This window comes from Abiotrophia defectiva ATCC 49176, from assembly GCF_037041345.1.
Classification (GTDB): Bacteria; Bacillota; Bacilli; order Lactobacillales; family Aerococcaceae; genus Abiotrophia.
Genome location: NZ_CP146287.1, coordinates 1,252,528 through 1,267,474 on the forward strand (window position 1 = coordinate 1,252,528; position 14,947 = coordinate 1,267,474).

General features: G+C 45.0%; 14 protein-coding genes and 2 other RNA genes. 5 read left to right on the forward strand and 11 right to left on the reverse strand.

Annotated elements, in window-relative coordinates; all coding sequences use genetic code 11:
• Window positions 1-33: 33 nt before the first annotated feature.
• The 6 genes from V7R82_RS05885 to V7R82_RS05910 form a co-directional block, all read right to left on the reverse strand.
• Window positions 34-834 (reverse strand): purine-nucleoside phosphorylase, encoded by an 801-nt coding sequence (locus tag V7R82_RS05885; protein WP_338541889.1) that lies wholly within the window; start codon window positions 832-834, stop codon window positions 34-36.
• Between the two features lie 26 nt (window positions 835-860).
• Window positions 861-2,030, reverse strand: a complete 1,170-nt coding sequence (gene deoB / locus V7R82_RS05890) for a phosphopentomutase (protein WP_338541891.1) — start codon at window positions 2,028-2,030, stop codon at window positions 861-863.
• A gap of 79 nt (window positions 2,031-2,109) precedes the next feature.
• Window positions 2,110-3,012: a site-specific tyrosine recombinase XerD gene (gene xerD / locus V7R82_RS05895; RefSeq protein WP_070755412.1), complete on the reverse strand. Its 903-nt coding sequence runs from the start codon at window positions 3,010-3,012 to the stop codon at window positions 2,110-2,112.
• Window positions 3,002-3,916, reverse strand: coding sequence for a hypothetical protein (locus V7R82_RS05900; RefSeq protein ID WP_338541894.1), 915 nt, complete (start codon window positions 3,914-3,916; stop codon window positions 3,002-3,004). Before V7R82_RS05900 ends, xerD begins: the two co-directional genes overlap by 11 nt.
• Before the next feature lie 210 nt (window positions 3,917-4,126).
• Window positions 4,127-5,689, reverse strand: coding sequence for a ribonuclease Y (gene rny, locus V7R82_RS05905; RefSeq protein WP_035363833.1), 1,563 nt, complete (start codon window positions 5,687-5,689; stop codon window positions 4,127-4,129).
• A 376-nt stretch (window positions 5,690-6,065) separates the two neighbouring features.
• Window positions 6,066-7,052: an aspartate-semialdehyde dehydrogenase gene (locus tag V7R82_RS05910; protein WP_070755410.1), complete on the reverse strand. Its 987-nt coding sequence runs from the start codon at window positions 7,050-7,052 to the stop codon at window positions 6,066-6,068.
• A 135-nt stretch (window positions 7,053-7,187) separates the two neighbouring features.
• On the opposite strand from V7R82_RS05910, the gene ssrA reads away from it, so the two are divergent.
• Window positions 7,188-7,551: a transfer-messenger RNA gene (gene ssrA / locus V7R82_RS05915) on the forward strand.
• A gap of 51 nt (window positions 7,552-7,602) precedes the next feature.
• Here the strand turns inward: ssrA and V7R82_RS05920 are convergent.
• The 4 genes from V7R82_RS05920 to V7R82_RS05935 all read right to left on the reverse strand — a co-directional run bounded on the left by V7R82_RS05920 (window position 7,603) and on the right by V7R82_RS05935 (window position 10,312).
• Window positions 7,603-8,760: a THUMP domain-containing class I SAM-dependent RNA methyltransferase gene (locus tag V7R82_RS05920; protein ID WP_291454109.1), complete on the reverse strand. Its 1,158-nt coding sequence runs from the start codon at window positions 8,758-8,760 to the stop codon at window positions 7,603-7,605.
• 124 nt (window positions 8,761-8,884) lie between these two features.
• An RNA gene (gene rnpB, locus V7R82_RS05925) (RNase P RNA component class B) lies at window positions 8,885-9,279 on the reverse strand.
• Window positions 9,280-9,293: 14 nt separating this feature from the next.
• Window positions 9,294-9,656: a cell division regulator GpsB gene (gene gpsB / locus V7R82_RS05930; protein ID WP_070755408.1), complete on the reverse strand. Its 363-nt coding sequence runs from the start codon at window positions 9,654-9,656 to the stop codon at window positions 9,294-9,296.
• Window positions 9,657-9,889: 233 nt separating this feature from the next.
• Window positions 9,890-10,312, reverse strand: a complete 423-nt coding sequence (locus V7R82_RS05935; RefSeq protein ID WP_291454108.1) for a ribonuclease HI family protein — start codon at window positions 10,310-10,312, stop codon at window positions 9,890-9,892.
• Window positions 10,313-10,417: 105 nt separating this feature from the next.
• On the opposite strand from V7R82_RS05935, the gene V7R82_RS05940 reads away from it, so the two are divergent.
• A complete protein-coding gene (locus V7R82_RS05940; RefSeq protein WP_338541899.1) occupies window positions 10,418-11,395 on the forward strand; it encodes a hypothetical protein in 978 nt (325 codons plus the stop codon).
• 65 nt (window positions 11,396-11,460) lie between these two features.
• On the opposite strand, the gene V7R82_RS05945 is transcribed toward V7R82_RS05940, so the two are convergent.
• A complete protein-coding gene (locus V7R82_RS05945) occupies window positions 11,461-11,862 on the reverse strand; it encodes a DUF2187 domain-containing protein (RefSeq protein WP_291454944.1) in 402 nt (133 codons plus the stop codon).
• A gap of 191 nt (window positions 11,863-12,053) precedes the next feature.
• Between V7R82_RS05945 and V7R82_RS05950 the strand changes: the two genes are divergently transcribed.
• The 3 genes from V7R82_RS05950 to V7R82_RS05960 all read left to right on the forward strand — a co-directional run bounded on the left by V7R82_RS05950 (window position 12,054) and on the right by V7R82_RS05960 (window position 14,935).
• Window positions 12,054-12,326: a hypothetical protein gene (locus V7R82_RS05950; protein WP_291427242.1), complete on the forward strand. Its 273-nt coding sequence runs from the start codon at window positions 12,054-12,056 to the stop codon at window positions 12,324-12,326.
• 92 nt (window positions 12,327-12,418) lie between these two features.
• Window positions 12,419-13,774 carry an MATE family efflux transporter gene (locus V7R82_RS05955; RefSeq protein ID WP_338541901.1) on the forward strand — a complete coding sequence of 452 codons (1,356 nt, stop codon included), beginning with the start codon at window positions 12,419-12,421 and terminating at the stop codon, window positions 13,772-13,774.
• 174 nt (window positions 13,775-13,948) lie between these two features.
• A complete protein-coding gene (locus tag V7R82_RS05960) occupies window positions 13,949-14,935 on the forward strand; it encodes a rhodanese-related sulfurtransferase (protein ID WP_298078276.1) in 987 nt (328 codons plus the stop codon).
• The last annotated feature ends 12 nt before the right edge of the window (window positions 14,936-14,947 follow it).

Consider the following 14,947-nt stretch of genomic DNA (forward strand, 5'->3'; position numbering starts at 1 on the left):
ACTCCTTTCTTCCCTAGCAATCTGGCAAGTCGCTTAAAGTAAAGCTAGGGTATTTTTAATTAAGTTCTTAAAGTGTGGTTTTACCTTAGCAGAGATTTCCATGACTTCCTCATGGTTGAGGCTAGACTGCATGCCACTTGCTAAGTTGGTAATGCATGAAATCCCTAAGACTTCCATACCACAATGTTTAGCCACAATGGCTTCTGGCACGGTTGACATTCCAACTGCATCACCACCAATGGTCCGCATGTAGCGAATTTCAGCAGGCGTCTCATAAGACGGCCCGGTAACCCAAGTGTAGACCCCTTGTTGGAGATGAATTCCTTCTTTGGCAGCGGCTTGACGTAAGATGGCTTGACCTCGCAAGCTATAAGTCTCTGTTAAGTCAACAAAACGTGGGCCATGAGCATCTAAGTTTGCGCCAATCAGTGGATTGTTGCCTGCCAAGTTAAGGTGATCCGTAATAATCATTAAGTCGCCTGGTTGGAATGAAGTATTAATCCCACCTGCTGCATTAGTTACAATCACAGTTTCTACCCCAAGTTCCTTGAAGATACGAACTGGATAAGTCACAGTGTTCAAATCATAACCTTCATAATAATGGAAACGGCCCTGTAAAATCAAGACTTTTTTACCTGCCAAGTCCCCATAAACTAATTGACCAGCATGGCCAGCAACTGTAGAGACTGGAAAATTAGGAATATTTTCATATGGAATGCGGATAGCATTTTCCACATCTTCAGCAAGCTCTCCAAGGCCACTACCTAGGATTAAACCAACTTGTGGATAAGTTAAACCCTGGTCTTTTAAGTATTGAATGGTTTCTGTAAACATTTATTTTCCTCCTTGCTGACTATGTCCTAATTTAATTGACTTAAGAATGAAGAACCTTGTTCGGTCTTGGCAACACCGAAGTTATCAGAAATGGTGGCTGCGATATCACTATAGTAACGCGCCTTGAGCTCACCTGCTTGCGTGAAGGATGGGCTGTAGGCCAGAATTGGCACATATTCACGGGTATGGTCGGTTCCACTATAGGTTGGGTCGTTACCGTGGTCAGCAGTAATCAAAAGTAAATCATCTTGGCCTAGCTTGCTATAGATTTCTGGCAAGCGGTTGTCGAAATCTTCTAAAGCTTGGGCGTAACCTTCTGTGTTGCGGCGGTGACCATAGATGGCATCGAAGTCCACTAAGTTAGTGAAGGACAAACCGGTAAAGTCACGGTCCATAATCTTCAGCAGTTGATCTACCCCGTCCATGTTAGACTTGGTCCGAACGGCATCCGTAATCCCCTTAGTATTGAAGATGTCGTTGATTTTCCCGATGGAAATCACATCATATCCGCCTGCCTTCAGGAAGTCCAGCGTTGTATCCGCAAAAGGACTTAAGGCATAGTCATGACGATTGGCAGTACGAGTCCAGTTGCCAGGAGTCCCAATGTATGGGCGAGCAATAATACGTCCCAACATGTAAGGATCTTCTAAGGTAATCTCACGAGCATACTCACAAATGCGATAAAGTTCTTCTAATGGAATAATGTCTTCATGGGCGGCAATTTGCAAGACAGAGTCTGCAGAGGTATAAACAATTAGGTCCCCTGTCTTCATTTGATGTTCCCCATATTGTTCAAGCACTTCAGTACCAGAAGCCGGGGCATTGCAGACCACCTTACGACCAGAAAAGGCTTCAATACGCTCGATTAGTTCATCAGGAAAACCATCAGGGAAGACGCGGAATGGTGTTTCAATTTTAAGCCCCATGATTTCCCAGTGACCGGTCATAGTGTCCTTACCAGCTGAAACTTCTTCTAACTTAGTCCAGTAACCCTTGGAGGATGCCACAGGTGTCAAGCCAGCTAAAGGTTCAATATTAGCCAAACCTAATTCAACCATGTGAGGGACTTTGAGGCCCGCAACTTCTGCGATATGGCCTAGGGTATGGCTCCCTAAATCGTTAAAGTCTGCAGCATCTGGAGCTTCACCAATCCCAACAGAATCTAAGACGATTAAATGAATACGTTTGAATTTCATATTTTTTCCTCTTTCCCTAGACGGTCAGTGAATGACCGTCTTGATTATTAGGCCACCTCTCCAGTCGGAAGATGACAAGTTACGCGCGCGGGAAGTACTTACGATAGACTTCCTGCAAACGTTGGGTACTGATATGGGTATAAATCTGTGTCGTTGAAATATCCGCATGGCCCAGTAGTTCCTGAACCATACGCAAATCAGCACCATTTTCCAGCAGATGAGTTGCGAAAGAATGACGCAACATATGAGGTGAGACGGTTTGTTTAATACCAGCTAAGGCCACATACTTATTGAGATTTTTCCAGATTCCTTGACGGGTGAAGGCCTTGCCCCGTTCTGTCAAAAAGACTTCTCGCGGACTGGCAGAGCCAGCTAATCTTAGGAAACTAGGACGGACCTGCTCCAGATAGGCCTCTAGCCATTCAATGGCTTCATCAATTAGGGGGACCAGTCGCTCCTTGTCCCCTTTCCCTAGAGTCTGAATAAAACCTAATTCTAAGTGCAAATCTTCTAATTTAAGTTGCACCAACTCTGTTACCCGCAAACCAGTGGCATACATGAGTTCAAAGATAGCCCGATCACGCAAACCATGCGGGCTACTAGTGTCGGGCGCTTGAAGCAAGGCTTCAATCTCCTTAGCAGTTAGGACTTTAGGTAGATGTCTACCTTGTTTAGGCCGATGGACCAAGGACATAGGATTTATCTCTAGAATGCCCTCTTTGCGTAAAAAGAGGAAAAACTGCTTCAAACTAGATAGCATACGACTGGTCGAGGAAGCTGCATAGGAGGCTTGGCTGAGTTTTGCTAGAAAGGCTCGCACCGTTACCTCATCAATCGCCTCTACCTTGTCAATCTCCTGCTCCGTCAGATAAGCCTGAAACTTAGCCAAATCGCGCCGATAACTCTGAATGGTATTAGCAGACCGGTTCATATCTAAGAGAAGATAACGTTCAAAATCCTGGACAGCCTGGCTAAACTTCATAGTTATTGCCTAATGGATCAATCTCTGCACTTGAGTCTTGGACTTGAGTCAGATAGAGTCCATCTCCTTTGACCTGACGAATGAGGCCTTGTTTCATTAAGTTACCGGCGGCACGTTTAAATTGGGCCTTAGAAATGCCAAGCTGAGTCTGGATACTTGCTGGATCTGACTTATCATGCAGTGGCAAATAATGTCCGGGCGCTTTTCTTAAGATGGCTTGAATCATACCGGCATCATCATCCAAAGCTTCATAAGCTCGTGGCTTGACCGACAAATTAAGGCCGCCGTCTTCACGCACGCCGATAATACGAGCTTGCAAGACTTGACCAAGACGTGGAGTATCAAGAGTCTCACTTTCATGTAAGAAAGCCGAGTGTCCACCGTCTGTAATACAGAGAGAACCCGCTAACTTAACCTTATAAACGGTAGCTGTGACATTGAGATTCTTCATAGCACGAGCTGCGCGCTTAAAATAGGCTTGCATAGCTTCAGGTTCAATCAACTTGCCCCAGAAACGATTCTTAGCATCCACTTGATAAGTTAGGAAAAGCCGGTCGCCCTTCTTAGGCCAGAGAGCTGTATTAAGGGGTAGGTCATCCAAGGATACGACCACTTCCTTATCCTGCAAGCCAATATCAACAAAGACGCCTAAATCCTTACGGCTGCTAACCACACTACCCCAACCATAGATTTCAGGTCGGATAGCCGGCAAGTCAACTTGAATTACTTTCTTGCGGGCCTTGGTTTCATAGATAAGGCCTTCAATCTGGTCACCAACTTGGTACTTTTGTATATCTATCTGCCCCGGTAGAACGGTGAAGGTCTCACCTTCATATTGTGCGAAAAAGTGACGCTCATTTTTGTCACTGATGCGGGCCTTGACTATTTGTCCGTAACGAACCACCTCATCGCCTCCTTTTTTTCTTCTACATTTTAACACAAAAAGGTCAAAATATAAAGGAAAGTCCGACTTGTTTGACCTAAGAGTAACCCGAGGGTCTTAAATGAAATTTAGAAATCCTGCATCAGAGTAAGCGCCATCAAACTCAGCTCGCAACCTCCCCAAAAAATACACAAAAAGAGAGATTGGAACAAGTTCCAACCTCTCCATCAATTATTTGGCGTATTCAACCGCGCGCGTTTCGCGAATAACGGTTACTTTAATATTGCCTGGGTAGTTCATTTCTGCTTCAATCCGGTTGCGGATATCACGAGCGATTCGTGAGGCGCCAGCGTCATTGACTTCATTTGGACGAACCATGACACGGACTTCGCGCCCAGCTTGAATAGCAAAACTATTAGCCACGCCTGGGAAACTATTAGAGATTTCTTCTAATTTTTCCAGACGGCGGATGTAGCTTTCCAAGGATTCACTGCGGGCACCTGGACGTGCTGCAGATAAGGCATCAGCGGCAGCTACCAAGATAGCAATGGTCGAAGTTGGGTCAGTGTCACCATGGTGGGAAGCAATAGCATTCACTACTACTTCTGGCTCGTTGTATTTCTTGGCAATCTCTGCCCCGATTTCAACGTGTGAGCCTTCAATCTCATGGTCAAGTGCCTTACCAATATCATGCAGAAGACCTGCACGTTTGGCTAGAGCCACATCTTCACCTAACTCGCCAGCCATAACGCCAGCAAGTTTGGCAACTTCAATACTGTGGTTCAAGACGTTCTGCCCATAACTGGTTCTAAAGGATAGACGACCAATAATCTTGATTAAATCAGGATGGAGAGAATGAATTCCCACATCAAAGGTCGCTTGTTCCCCGATTTCTCGGATTTTCTCGTCAATCTCGCGACGCGCCCGATCCACCATTTCTTCAATACGCGCTGGATGAATCCGGCCGTCTTGAATCAGTTTCTCCAAAGCCAACTTAGCAATTTGACGTCGAATTGGGTCAAAACCACTTAATACGACTGCTTCTGGCGTGTCATCGATAATTAAATCAATCCCGGTTAAGCTTTCCAAAGTACGGATGTTGCGGCCTTCTCGCCCGATAATCCGACCTTTCATGTCATCACTTGGTAAGTGTACTACGGTCACTGTATTCTCAGACACAATGTCCGGAGCACTCCGTTGAATGGCTTGTAAGATAATGTTTTTGGCATTGCGATCAGCTTCATCTTTGGCTTTTTGCTCTGCATTCCGAATCATGACTGCAATTTCTTGGGACAAAGCTTGCTCTGTCTCAGTCATAATGATGTTTTGCGCCTCTTGACGCGATAGGGTTGCCACCCGTTCTAATTCACTTTGTTGGGCAACGACCAATTCTTGAACCTTCTCTTCCTGTTGGGTCAAGGTCTTTTGACGTTTTTGATAGTCTTGTTCCTTGCTCTCAAGATTGAGTTCGCGTTTGTCTAAGATCAGACTCTTTTGGTCCAAGGTCTCTTCCCGTTGAAGGAGACGTTTTTCCATTCCAGTTACTTCGGTCCGGCGTTCCTTCAGTTCTTGTTCTAATTCATTACGGTACTTGAGATTTTCTTCTTTGGCTTCGAACAAGGCTTCCCGCTTGAGGGTCTTAGCCTGTGCAATAGCCGCATCAACAATGGATTCTGCATTTGCCTTAGCATTTCCGATGTGCTTTTCATCGCTTTTCTTCTTGAAAATATAGCCGATCACTACCCCGATAATTAAAGCAACGATTACTGCGAAGGTGAGCTGCAATAGGTCCATCGTATCACCTCCTATTAATCTATTCATTATTATCGTTATTCATTTCAAATTTTTGGATGATTTCAAAATAAATAATGTGTCAACCACACCCTCTATCATAAGGTTTTATGGGCCGTCTGTCAATCCCTAGGCATGGCCAGATAGACCTAACAAATCGTCCACAATCCCTATTATGAAAGCCTTTAGACATTCTTAATCAATTTATAGTGAAAACAATTCATTAAAAAGAACACACCAGAAACACGCTTGTCTTAATTAGTTAACTACACTAATTAAGACAATAGACTTATTCGATACACTTATCTTAATTAGCGCCAACGCCTACCTTCTCTACCAATAATATAAAAAGGCGCCTCACAGGGCGCCTTTTGTCTCCTTAGAGAATACCGTCTTTAATAAGTTGTTCTGCGATTTGAATGGTGTTAGTGGCCGCCCCTTTACGGATGTTGTCGGCTACCACCCAAATGTTGAGACCGTAAGGAACTGACTCATCACGACGAATTCGTCCAACATAAACCTCATCATGATCTTCCACCTCTGACTGAAGTGGATACTTAAGGTTAGCAGGATCATCCAAGAGAATGATTCCCTCCGCTTCTTGGAAGGCTTGACGAATTTCTGCTAAATCAAAGTCTCGTTCCAATTCAACGTTAATAGAGACCGCATGAGAGTGTTTGATTGGAACTCGAACTGTAGTAGCTGTTACACGTAAGTCTGGCATACGTAGAATTTTCCGAGTTTCTTCAATCATCTTGATTTCTTCCTTGGTATAGCCAGACTCAGTGAAGACATCAATATGCGGCAAGACATTATTATTGATTGAATAAGGGAATTTTTCAGTCGTATGATTTTCTAAGTCATTAATACCAGCTTGGCCTGCTCCTGATACTGCTTGATAGGTATTGTAGATGACGCGCTTCAAGCCGTATGGTTGTAGAACAGCTAATGGCACGACTGACTGAATGGTCGAGCAGTTAGGGTTGGCAATCAGATGGTCTTCAGCCTTCAAGACATCACCATTGACTTCAGGCACTACCAAAGGAATCTTAGGATCCATACGCCAAGCACTGGAGTTGTCAATCACATAGATACCACGACTAGCGGCGATTGGCCCAAAATGCTTAGAGGTCTCGCCCCCTGCTGAGAACAGGGCAATCTCAATCGGCGCTTGAAGAGCCTCTTCCGTTAATTCTTGAATGACATAATCCTTGCCAGCGTAGCTAATAGTTTTGCCAGCTGAACGCTTGGAAGCGAACAAGGTTAAAGTCTCAAATGGAAAGTTTCGTTCGTGTAATACTTGCAGCATTTTACGCCCTACAACACCAGACGCACCGCAGATGGCCACATGATATTTCTTAGTCATGGGGTGACCTCCTAAAAAATTATTTACCCTATTAGCTTAAAGATTATAGGGGCAAAAGTCAATCCCTTAAGCCTGTCTCCCAGGCTGATTAATTGACAATTTAACCCTTTATTGATAGAATCTAGCTATCCTTTAGGGGATGTCACGGTTTCGACAGGTATTGTTCGAGCTTTTGACGCGTCAGGAGGGTTGCGTCCGCCTTAAAACGCTACAGTTAAATATAACTGCAAACAACCAAAACAACTCTTTCGCTTTAGCAGCTTAATAACCTGCAGCGGAAAATCAGCCTAACATCGCCCATGTGCTAGTAGCTGGTTTTATTTAAGTGGGATACGCGTGATTTATCCGTCTGTTAAATCACGAAGAGATGATCAGACTCGCAAGGATGACAGCCTGTCTAGTGGCGGTCTCTGCGCTAAACCAAATAGCTAGACTATTGGCGTAGACTTGATTGTGGCGAGATATTTGGACAGGGGTTCGATTCCCCTCATCTCCATAACAGACTAAATCCCTCAGCAGAATCTGCTGAGGGATTTTTTGCTATGAATATCTACATATCATCGCTTGTTTGACGGGGTTTCCGCTCACCCCAATATTGGTAATAATCTACCTTGAGGGCGCCATTGTAGAGCTTACGTTTTTTGGTTGCCTTGGCCCCATAGTAGGTCTCGAAGGCTTCATCACTAGTTAAAATATACTTACTCCAGGTCGGCATTTGGTTATAGAGCTTGCCCATGTCCGCATAGAGAGCGTGGACCTGGTCCTCTGTCAACATACGGTCACCATAAGGCGGGTTAGCAATTAATATACCGTAATCCACCTTAGGACGATAGTCCTTGAGTTGCATTTGCTTAAAGGAAATCGTATCTGCTACTCCAGCTTCTTGAGCATTGGCCTTAGCAATTTCAACCATACGGTGGTCAATGTCGCAGGCTTCAATGTCCATCATGACATCTGGTTTGGCTTGAACTTGGGCTTCCTGGCGCGCCTGCTGCCATACTTGCCCACTTGGATCTAAGCTGGTCCAATGTTCGGCCGCAAATTCCCGCTTAAGACCTGGCGCAATATTACGCCCAATCAAGGCTGCCTCAATGGCAATGGTTCCCGAACCACAACATGGGTCGTAAAGTGGTCGGTCAGGATACCAAGTCGTTAACATGACTAAGGCAGCTGCCATATTCTCTTTGAGTGGGGCGGCACCCTTCTCTACTCGGTAGCCACGCTTGAATAAGGAGGTGCCAGAAGTATCCAAGGTCAGGCTGACTTGGTCTTTGACCAAAGAAACTTCGATAGGATAGACTGCCCCTGTCTCAGGCAAATTGGTCCGACGATGATAGTAGGACATGAGTCGACTAGCAATAGCCTTTTTGACGATTTTCTGGCAGTTAGGCACGCTATGTAACTGGGACTTAACGGATTTGCCGGACACAGGAAAATTAGCATCCAAAGGCAGAATGTCTTCCCATGGCAAGGCATAAGTCAAATCATAGAGGGCTTCAAAGGTCTTGGCCTGAAAACTAGCAAATTCAATCTTAATACGGTCAGCCGTTCTTAGCCATAGGTTGGTTTTAGCAATATCCTGGACATTCCCAGAGAAACGCACGCGCCCATTCTCCGTCTGAACTTGATAGCCTAGCTGCTTCAATTCTTGGGCCGTCACGGACTCAATGCCGGCGGCAACGGTAGCCAATAGGTTATAGTTTGTCATAAGGGGCTCCTCATCTTTAACTTGTCGTTGCGGGCAAGACAATCCTGCCCTTAGAAAAAAAGCCCTCCTCGCCAGAGAGGGAGAAGCGCCTTTGTTGTATTAAGCAAAAGCCTATTAAGTAAATTTCGATAAGCCATGTTCTGTCACTTAAGGGAAATAGGCTATGCACCTTAAGTGGGGTAATCATCTGTCTGCCGGTCACTCAGTGACCCGCCTCTTCCATCGGTTCATTTCCCTAGGAAAAGTGCCCCGACCAGTCTCCCTAGAAAACTAGGTTACTATTTGGGTTGCTCGCTCGAGGGGTTTACCGCGTTCCACGCTAGTTGTTTCCAACCAGCCTCGTCTCTGTGGCACCTTAGAGGTTACTCAGTCATAGCCGAAGCCTTAGACCTTTTGCCTGCCGTTAGCGCTAGGCACTACCTTAGCTTATGGTTTCGCTAAGCACGAACACTACAGGCATCTCAGCCTGTGCGAGCATGGACTTTCCTCAACTATTACTAGCCGCGATTACCTAAAATCTACTTGAGGTTCTTTTATTGGAAACGTGTCACGTCTGAATAAGACATGGTGTTGTCTGTGCTACCAATCTTAGATCCAAAGACATGTTTCTCTAAGTTAGAGAGACGCTTAAGGATATCGAAGTTAGTGACACCAGAGCCTGGTGAGGTTGGCACATTGTTCTTCTTAGCCAAGGCAAGTTGCTTGGTCAATTCATCAATTTTGCTGATTAGGCGCTCATTTTCATTCTTCAAAGTCGCCACATCCTTTTGGTAAGAATCGTAGTCACGGATAATGCTATCCAAATACTCATCTACTTCAGATGCTTTATAACCACGAAAATCGCGGGTAAATTCTTTTTGTAAAATATCTTTAGCGGTTAAATTTTTTTCTGCCATATCGCTCATCTACCTCCATCAATGATTACTTCTTTCTCAGAAGAATTAATGATTCTATCTTAAATAGAGAAGTCTATTCAATTTATTATGCCACGAAATTCCTAAGAATGCTAGCGAATATACGTTCGCACCCTAGTGAATTGTGCACTTTTAGTCACATAATCTATCCCCATAAATCTGAGATCCGGACCTTGATTAACTATCTCTATTATGCCACGCAAAAGCCAACTTGGCTAGCGAGGCGATGTCCGCGCCCAGCTAACCGCCTTATTTAGGCTCGATTTTGCTAACTGGTCGGCTGCCTGATTTTCCTTTTCAGCTATCCATTTGACATAGAGATTTGGAAAGTAGTCCAGTCGACTTAGGATATGATCTAAAATAGGAGCATAACGTGCATCCTTTATATAGGATTTTTCAATGGCCCGAATGGCTACCTGGCTATCGGCATGTAACCAAATAAAGTCCTGGGTCAGTCCCAATTCTATCAACCAGTCTAGAGCGCGCAAGATAGCTAAAAATTCCGCCTGATGATTGTCTGCTACCTGATTGAGGAAAACAACTTGTTCATAGAGTTGATCAGGCGCCAGAATCCGAATGGCCAGGCCGGCAGATTGATTTTTATAGGCAAAGGCAGCATCCGTATAAACCTTCAGCATTTTTTCGCTCCTTATCTGTTATTTGTCTACAAACTATTAATGTATTGTGCTATAATATAACTAGTATAGCACGGATTTAAGTATTGACAAGAAAGAGGTGGCAAAATGAGTGATGTAATTGAATTTCCGACCAATGCGGACCAATATTATCGCAAAGCACTCAGTGCCCTCAAGGTCCATGACTTTGGCCGTGCACAAGAATTGCTAATCAAGAGTTATGAGACAGATCCTCAGGTTCATGTCTTCGAGGAACTGATTAAATTATATATTGCTCGGGGACAAAAAGCTGACCTTTTGAACTGTTGGCAAACTTATTTCCCTGATATAGAAGCCGTTAATGATTGGAATGTTCTCCTCTTATATGGAGCTAGTCTGTCCCTCCTTTACGACTTAGACGCTGCCCTCTTGCGGCTCTATCAGCTTCAAGCACGCTTCCAAGCAGCTGGATGGGACAGTGAAGACCTCTTACCATTCATTCATCAACTCAATCATACCCAGCGCTTAGCCCGGCGCTTGGAGCAAGCCCTGGATCAGGGTCAGGAAGCCATTGAGACTTTTATCAATCAAATCTATGACGGCCAAGGATTTGAGTTACTCAGTTTCCTTAAATATACCTACGACCTGCCTTTAGACAAGGCCTTGCCTTTCTTTAAGGCCATTCTGACTCATCCAGACCTACCTCAATATATCAAGAGTGACGTCTTACATTACCTACTCTACCAGAACTATCCAGGTAAAGTGACCTATAACTGGTTTGGCCAAGTCCATGAATTGACGGTAGCCAAACTTCAAGATTACCGTCACCAGTCTTCTTATGTGGCCGGTCTTCAAGTCATCGAAGACTACTGCGAACAATTCAATCCTCATCTCATGATTGAATTTTCTCAGCAGTTCGTCCTTCAAGCCTTAGCCGTTTACCCCTACTTTGAAGAGGCCTATGGTTCAGCCAAGGAGTGGTTCCAGCTTTTCTTAACTGAGAATGACCTACCGACTCCCTATGACCTAGTACCAGAAGCTAAGCATCGCCAGACCTATCAAACTGTTACAGCTGAACTCTATCAATTAATCTACCAAGAACAATAGTCTTCAGACCAAGAGCCTCCTATCGCAAACACGTGATAGGAGGCTCTTATTTAAATGCTGTGAGCTTAAATCCCTTGTTGAGCAGTAGGACTTAGGGGCTCTTCCCCTTCTTCATCATCTTGAATAAGATGCTCACAGTTGATGTAGGCGACAATATCCTTGAAATTGACGATGGTGCGGCTAGTACAAATATCCTTCATAGTCGGATCTGACCGGAGCCAATCGATGTCGACGACAGCGCTGTTGGTCAGAAGTTTACGGATGGTCCCCCGCATATGGACCTGCCGGAAGGTAAAGCGTATTTGGTCACCAATCTCAGGACGAATCTGTTCACGGACTCGCTGAATCATTTGGCAACCCGTCTCGAAATTGACATGCAAGAGGGAGGCTATCCGAGACTTAGTGGTCCCCCGTCTCAGCTCACGTTCTATGAGCTCACGCTCTGACTTAGTGACTTTGACTCTCATACGACCCACCCTTTCTGAATGAAACCGTTTCTAATTCCTATTATAGCACTTTTGGCGGGCTTTTTATAGCTTATCGCTTAAAAATTTACCATTCTGACAAGAATTTGTAAGTTTGTTTCGAATTTTTGTTTGAAACCGCCCCCATTTCCTTGTTATAATGGAAATAGCTTATAAAAAAAGGAGCGTTAACCATGAATCAATCCATTATTACGACCCTTGTTTATGAAACCAAAGTCTCAATCGGTTCTTATTTCCACCTGGTCACTGACTGGTTCGCCAGCGACCAAGAAATCAAGACTGTCATTATCGACCAAGACCATGTCTATTCCAAGATTCTGTCTCTCTACCCTAATGGTTTTGTTATGTACCTCGAGCAAGACCAAGATGGCTCTATTTACCGGACCAATTATCCTCTGATTCAAGCCAAAGATGCTGACTACTATACCGTTCAGTGGGATGACTAACTTACTAGGATAGAGAGTTCTAAACCTACTTGATTTTGCTAAGTGACTCCTTTATACTCAGAGTATTCATTCTGACTATAAAGGAGTCACTTATGCATAATATGACCACTGGGTCCCCCCTCAAACGCATTATTAACTTCTCCATCCCACTCCTAATTGGCAATATCTTCCAGCTTGTCTACAATATGGTCGACACCTTTATTGTTGGACGCACCATGGGGCGCGATGCCCTAGCAGGAATTTCTGCTTCATCCAGCGTCATGTTTCTGATTCTTGGCTTCGCACAAGGGCTGACGGCAGGATTAACGATTCCTTTGGCCCAGGCTTTTGGTGCTAGGGATTTCCATAAGGTACGGCGTTCAGTCACCATTGCCTGGACTATCGCGCTCTGCGTTTCCATGGCCTTGACCTTCCTGTCTACCTTCTTCCTCCGCCAAATTCTAGAAGTCATGATGACGCCGCCTGAAATCATTCAATATACTTACGATTATCTCATCGTCATCTTCAGCGCTTGTACTGTCACCATGCTTTACAATTTGCTAAGTAATATGATGCGGGCCTTGGGAGACAGCCGGACGCCTCTCTACTTTCTTATCATCGCGGCCTTAACCAATATCGTCTTAGACTATGTTTTCATCGTGAACGTGGGTATGGGGGTTGCGGGTGCTGGCCTCGCGACGGTCTTGTCACAAGCTGTCTCGGTTATCCTTTGCCTCTGGGCCATTCACCGTCGTTGGCCACTACTGCAGGTTTCCTGGCAGAAGGCCATGCTGGTAGCTGAAGAAGTCCGTTATCACCTCAATATGGGCTTCCCAATGGCCTTCCAGTCATCTATTATTGCCATTGGCTCCATTTCGGTCACAGTGGCTCTCAACCAGTTAGGTCCTCTAGCCATTGCCAGTTACGGAGCGGCCTCTAAGATTGAACAGATTGTGATTTTAGTCCTCATGTCCTTTGGGATTGCCATGGCAACTTATGTAGGCCAAAACTTTGGTGCCGCTCAATTTGACCGCATCCGCCAAGGAGTCCGCCAAATGACCTATTTATCTGTCGGTGTTGCGCTAGTGTCTGGCGTCATCCTAGCACTGACCGGAGCTCAGGTTGTTACCCTCTTCGCTGAAGGTAGCCAAGGACTGGAAATGGCCCACTACGGTCAAGTCTTCTTCTACTGTTCGGCGCCTGCATACTGGTTATTAGCTTTACTCTTCATCTATCGCTATACCTTGCAAGGGCTTGGCGACAGCCTAATTCCGACTATTGCCGGTATTATGGAGTTGACCATGCGTATGAGTGCCGCCCTGATTCTTAGTCAATATTTAGGTTTTGTAGGTCCCGCTATTGCCAGTCCTCTGGCCTGGCTAGGCGCATGTGTCCCCCTCTTTCTAGCCTATCATCATCACAAAAACCATCTGCAAGAACGCTTCAACCAAAAGCTGGCCCAGAATTAATCTGGCCAGCTTTTTTGACATACTTGAGCCACTTAGACGGGGATTGTGTAGGGAGGTTACAAGTTTCTTACAGATAGCGCAAAAACCGGCTCAAAAGTTGTCCTCAAGCCTTTTTTGCCGTATAATGATACTATCCATAAATTTATGTAGTTTGCAACTACAAGGAGGTAAATTATGACCAAACCAATTCGCGTGCTTCTTTACTACAAGTACGTTAACATCGAGAACCCAGATAAGTTTACAGCTGACCACTTGGCCTTCTGTAAGTCTATTGGCCTTAAGGGCCGGATCCTCGTTTCAAGCGAAGGGATTAACGGGACTGTCTCAGGTGACTACGAAACCACTCAAAAATATATGGACTATGTTCACTCCCTACCAGGTATGGAAGATCTCTGGTTCAAGATTGACGAAGAAGAAGAACAAGCCTTCAAGAAGATGTTCGTTCGTCACAAAAAAGAAATTGTCCACTTGGGCTTAGAAGATAACGACTTCGACAACGACATCAACCCATTAGAAACTACTGGTGCTTACTTGTCACCACAAGAATTCAAGGAAGCCTTGTTAGATGAAAACACCGTTGTCCTTGATACACGTAACGACTATGAGTTTGACTTAGGTCACTTCCGTGGTGCCATCCGTCCTGACATTCGTAATTTCCGCGAATTACCACAATGGGTACGCGACAACAAGGAAAAATTCATGGACAAGCGTGTCGTTGTCTACTGTACAGGTGGTGTCCGCTGTGAGAAATTCTCCGGTTGGATGGTACGTGAAGGATATAAAGATGTCGGCCAACTCCACGGTGGGATTGCTACCTATGGTAAAGACCCTGAAGTAAAAGGCGAATTGTGGGATGGTAAGATGTACGTCTTTGACGAACGGATTGCGGTTGACATTAACCACGTAGATCCTGTTGTAATCGGGAAAGACTGGTTCGATGGTACTCCATGCGAACGCTATGTTAACTGTGGGAACCCAGAATGTAACCGTCGTATCCTGACTAGTGTCGAAAATGAAGACAAATACGTTCGTGGTTGCTGCCCAGAATGCCGTCGCCACCCACGCAACCGCTACATTGCGGAAAACAAATTGACTAATCAAGAATGGGAAGCTCGTCTCAATGTCTTAGGCGAATCCCTAAATGATCAAGTAACGGCTTAAGCGCCATACCCC

Bases quoted from the DNA above. Each gene is read 5' to 3' on its own strand.
- V7R82_RS05920 (WP_291454109.1), bottom strand. From the start codon at position 8,760: ATGACAAACTATAACCTATTGGCTACCGTTGCCGCCGGCATTGAGTCC.
- V7R82_RS05950 (WP_291427242.1), top strand. From the start codon at position 12,054: ATGAATCAATCCATTATTACGACCCTTGTTTATGAAACCAAAGTCTCA.
- rny (WP_035363833.1), bottom strand. From the start codon at position 5,689: ATGGACCTATTGCAGCTCACCTTCGCAGTAATCGTTGCTTTAATTATC.
- deoB (WP_338541891.1), bottom strand. From the start codon at position 2,030: ATGAAATTCAAACGTATTCATTTAATCGTCTTAGATTCTGTTGGGATT.
- V7R82_RS05910 (WP_070755410.1), bottom strand. From the start codon at position 7,052: ATGACTAAGAAATATCATGTGGCCATCTGCGGTGCGTCTGGTGTTGTA.
- V7R82_RS05945 (WP_291454944.1), bottom strand. From the start codon at position 11,862: ATGAGAGTCAAAGTCACTAAGTCAGAGCGTGAGCTCATAGAACGTGAG.
- gpsB (WP_070755408.1), bottom strand. From the start codon at position 9,656: ATGGCAGAAAAAAATTTAACCGCTAAAGATATTTTACAAAAAGAATTT.
- V7R82_RS05935 (WP_291454108.1), bottom strand. From the start codon at position 10,312: ATGCTGAAGGTTTATACGGATGCTGCCTTTGCCTATAAAAATCAATCT.
- V7R82_RS05955 (WP_338541901.1), top strand. From the start codon at position 12,419: ATGCATAATATGACCACTGGGTCCCCCCTCAAACGCATTATTAACTTC.
- xerD (WP_070755412.1), bottom strand. From the start codon at position 3,012: ATGAAGTTTAGCCAGGCTGTCCAGGATTTTGAACGTTATCTTCTCTTA.
- V7R82_RS05885 (WP_338541889.1), bottom strand. From the start codon at position 834: ATGTTTACAGAAACCATTCAATACTTAAAAGACCAGGGTTTAACTTAT.
- V7R82_RS05960 (WP_298078276.1), top strand. From the start codon at position 13,949: ATGACCAAACCAATTCGCGTGCTTCTTTACTACAAGTACGTTAACATC.
- V7R82_RS05940 (WP_338541899.1), top strand. From the start codon at position 10,418: ATGAGTGATGTAATTGAATTTCCGACCAATGCGGACCAATATTATCGC.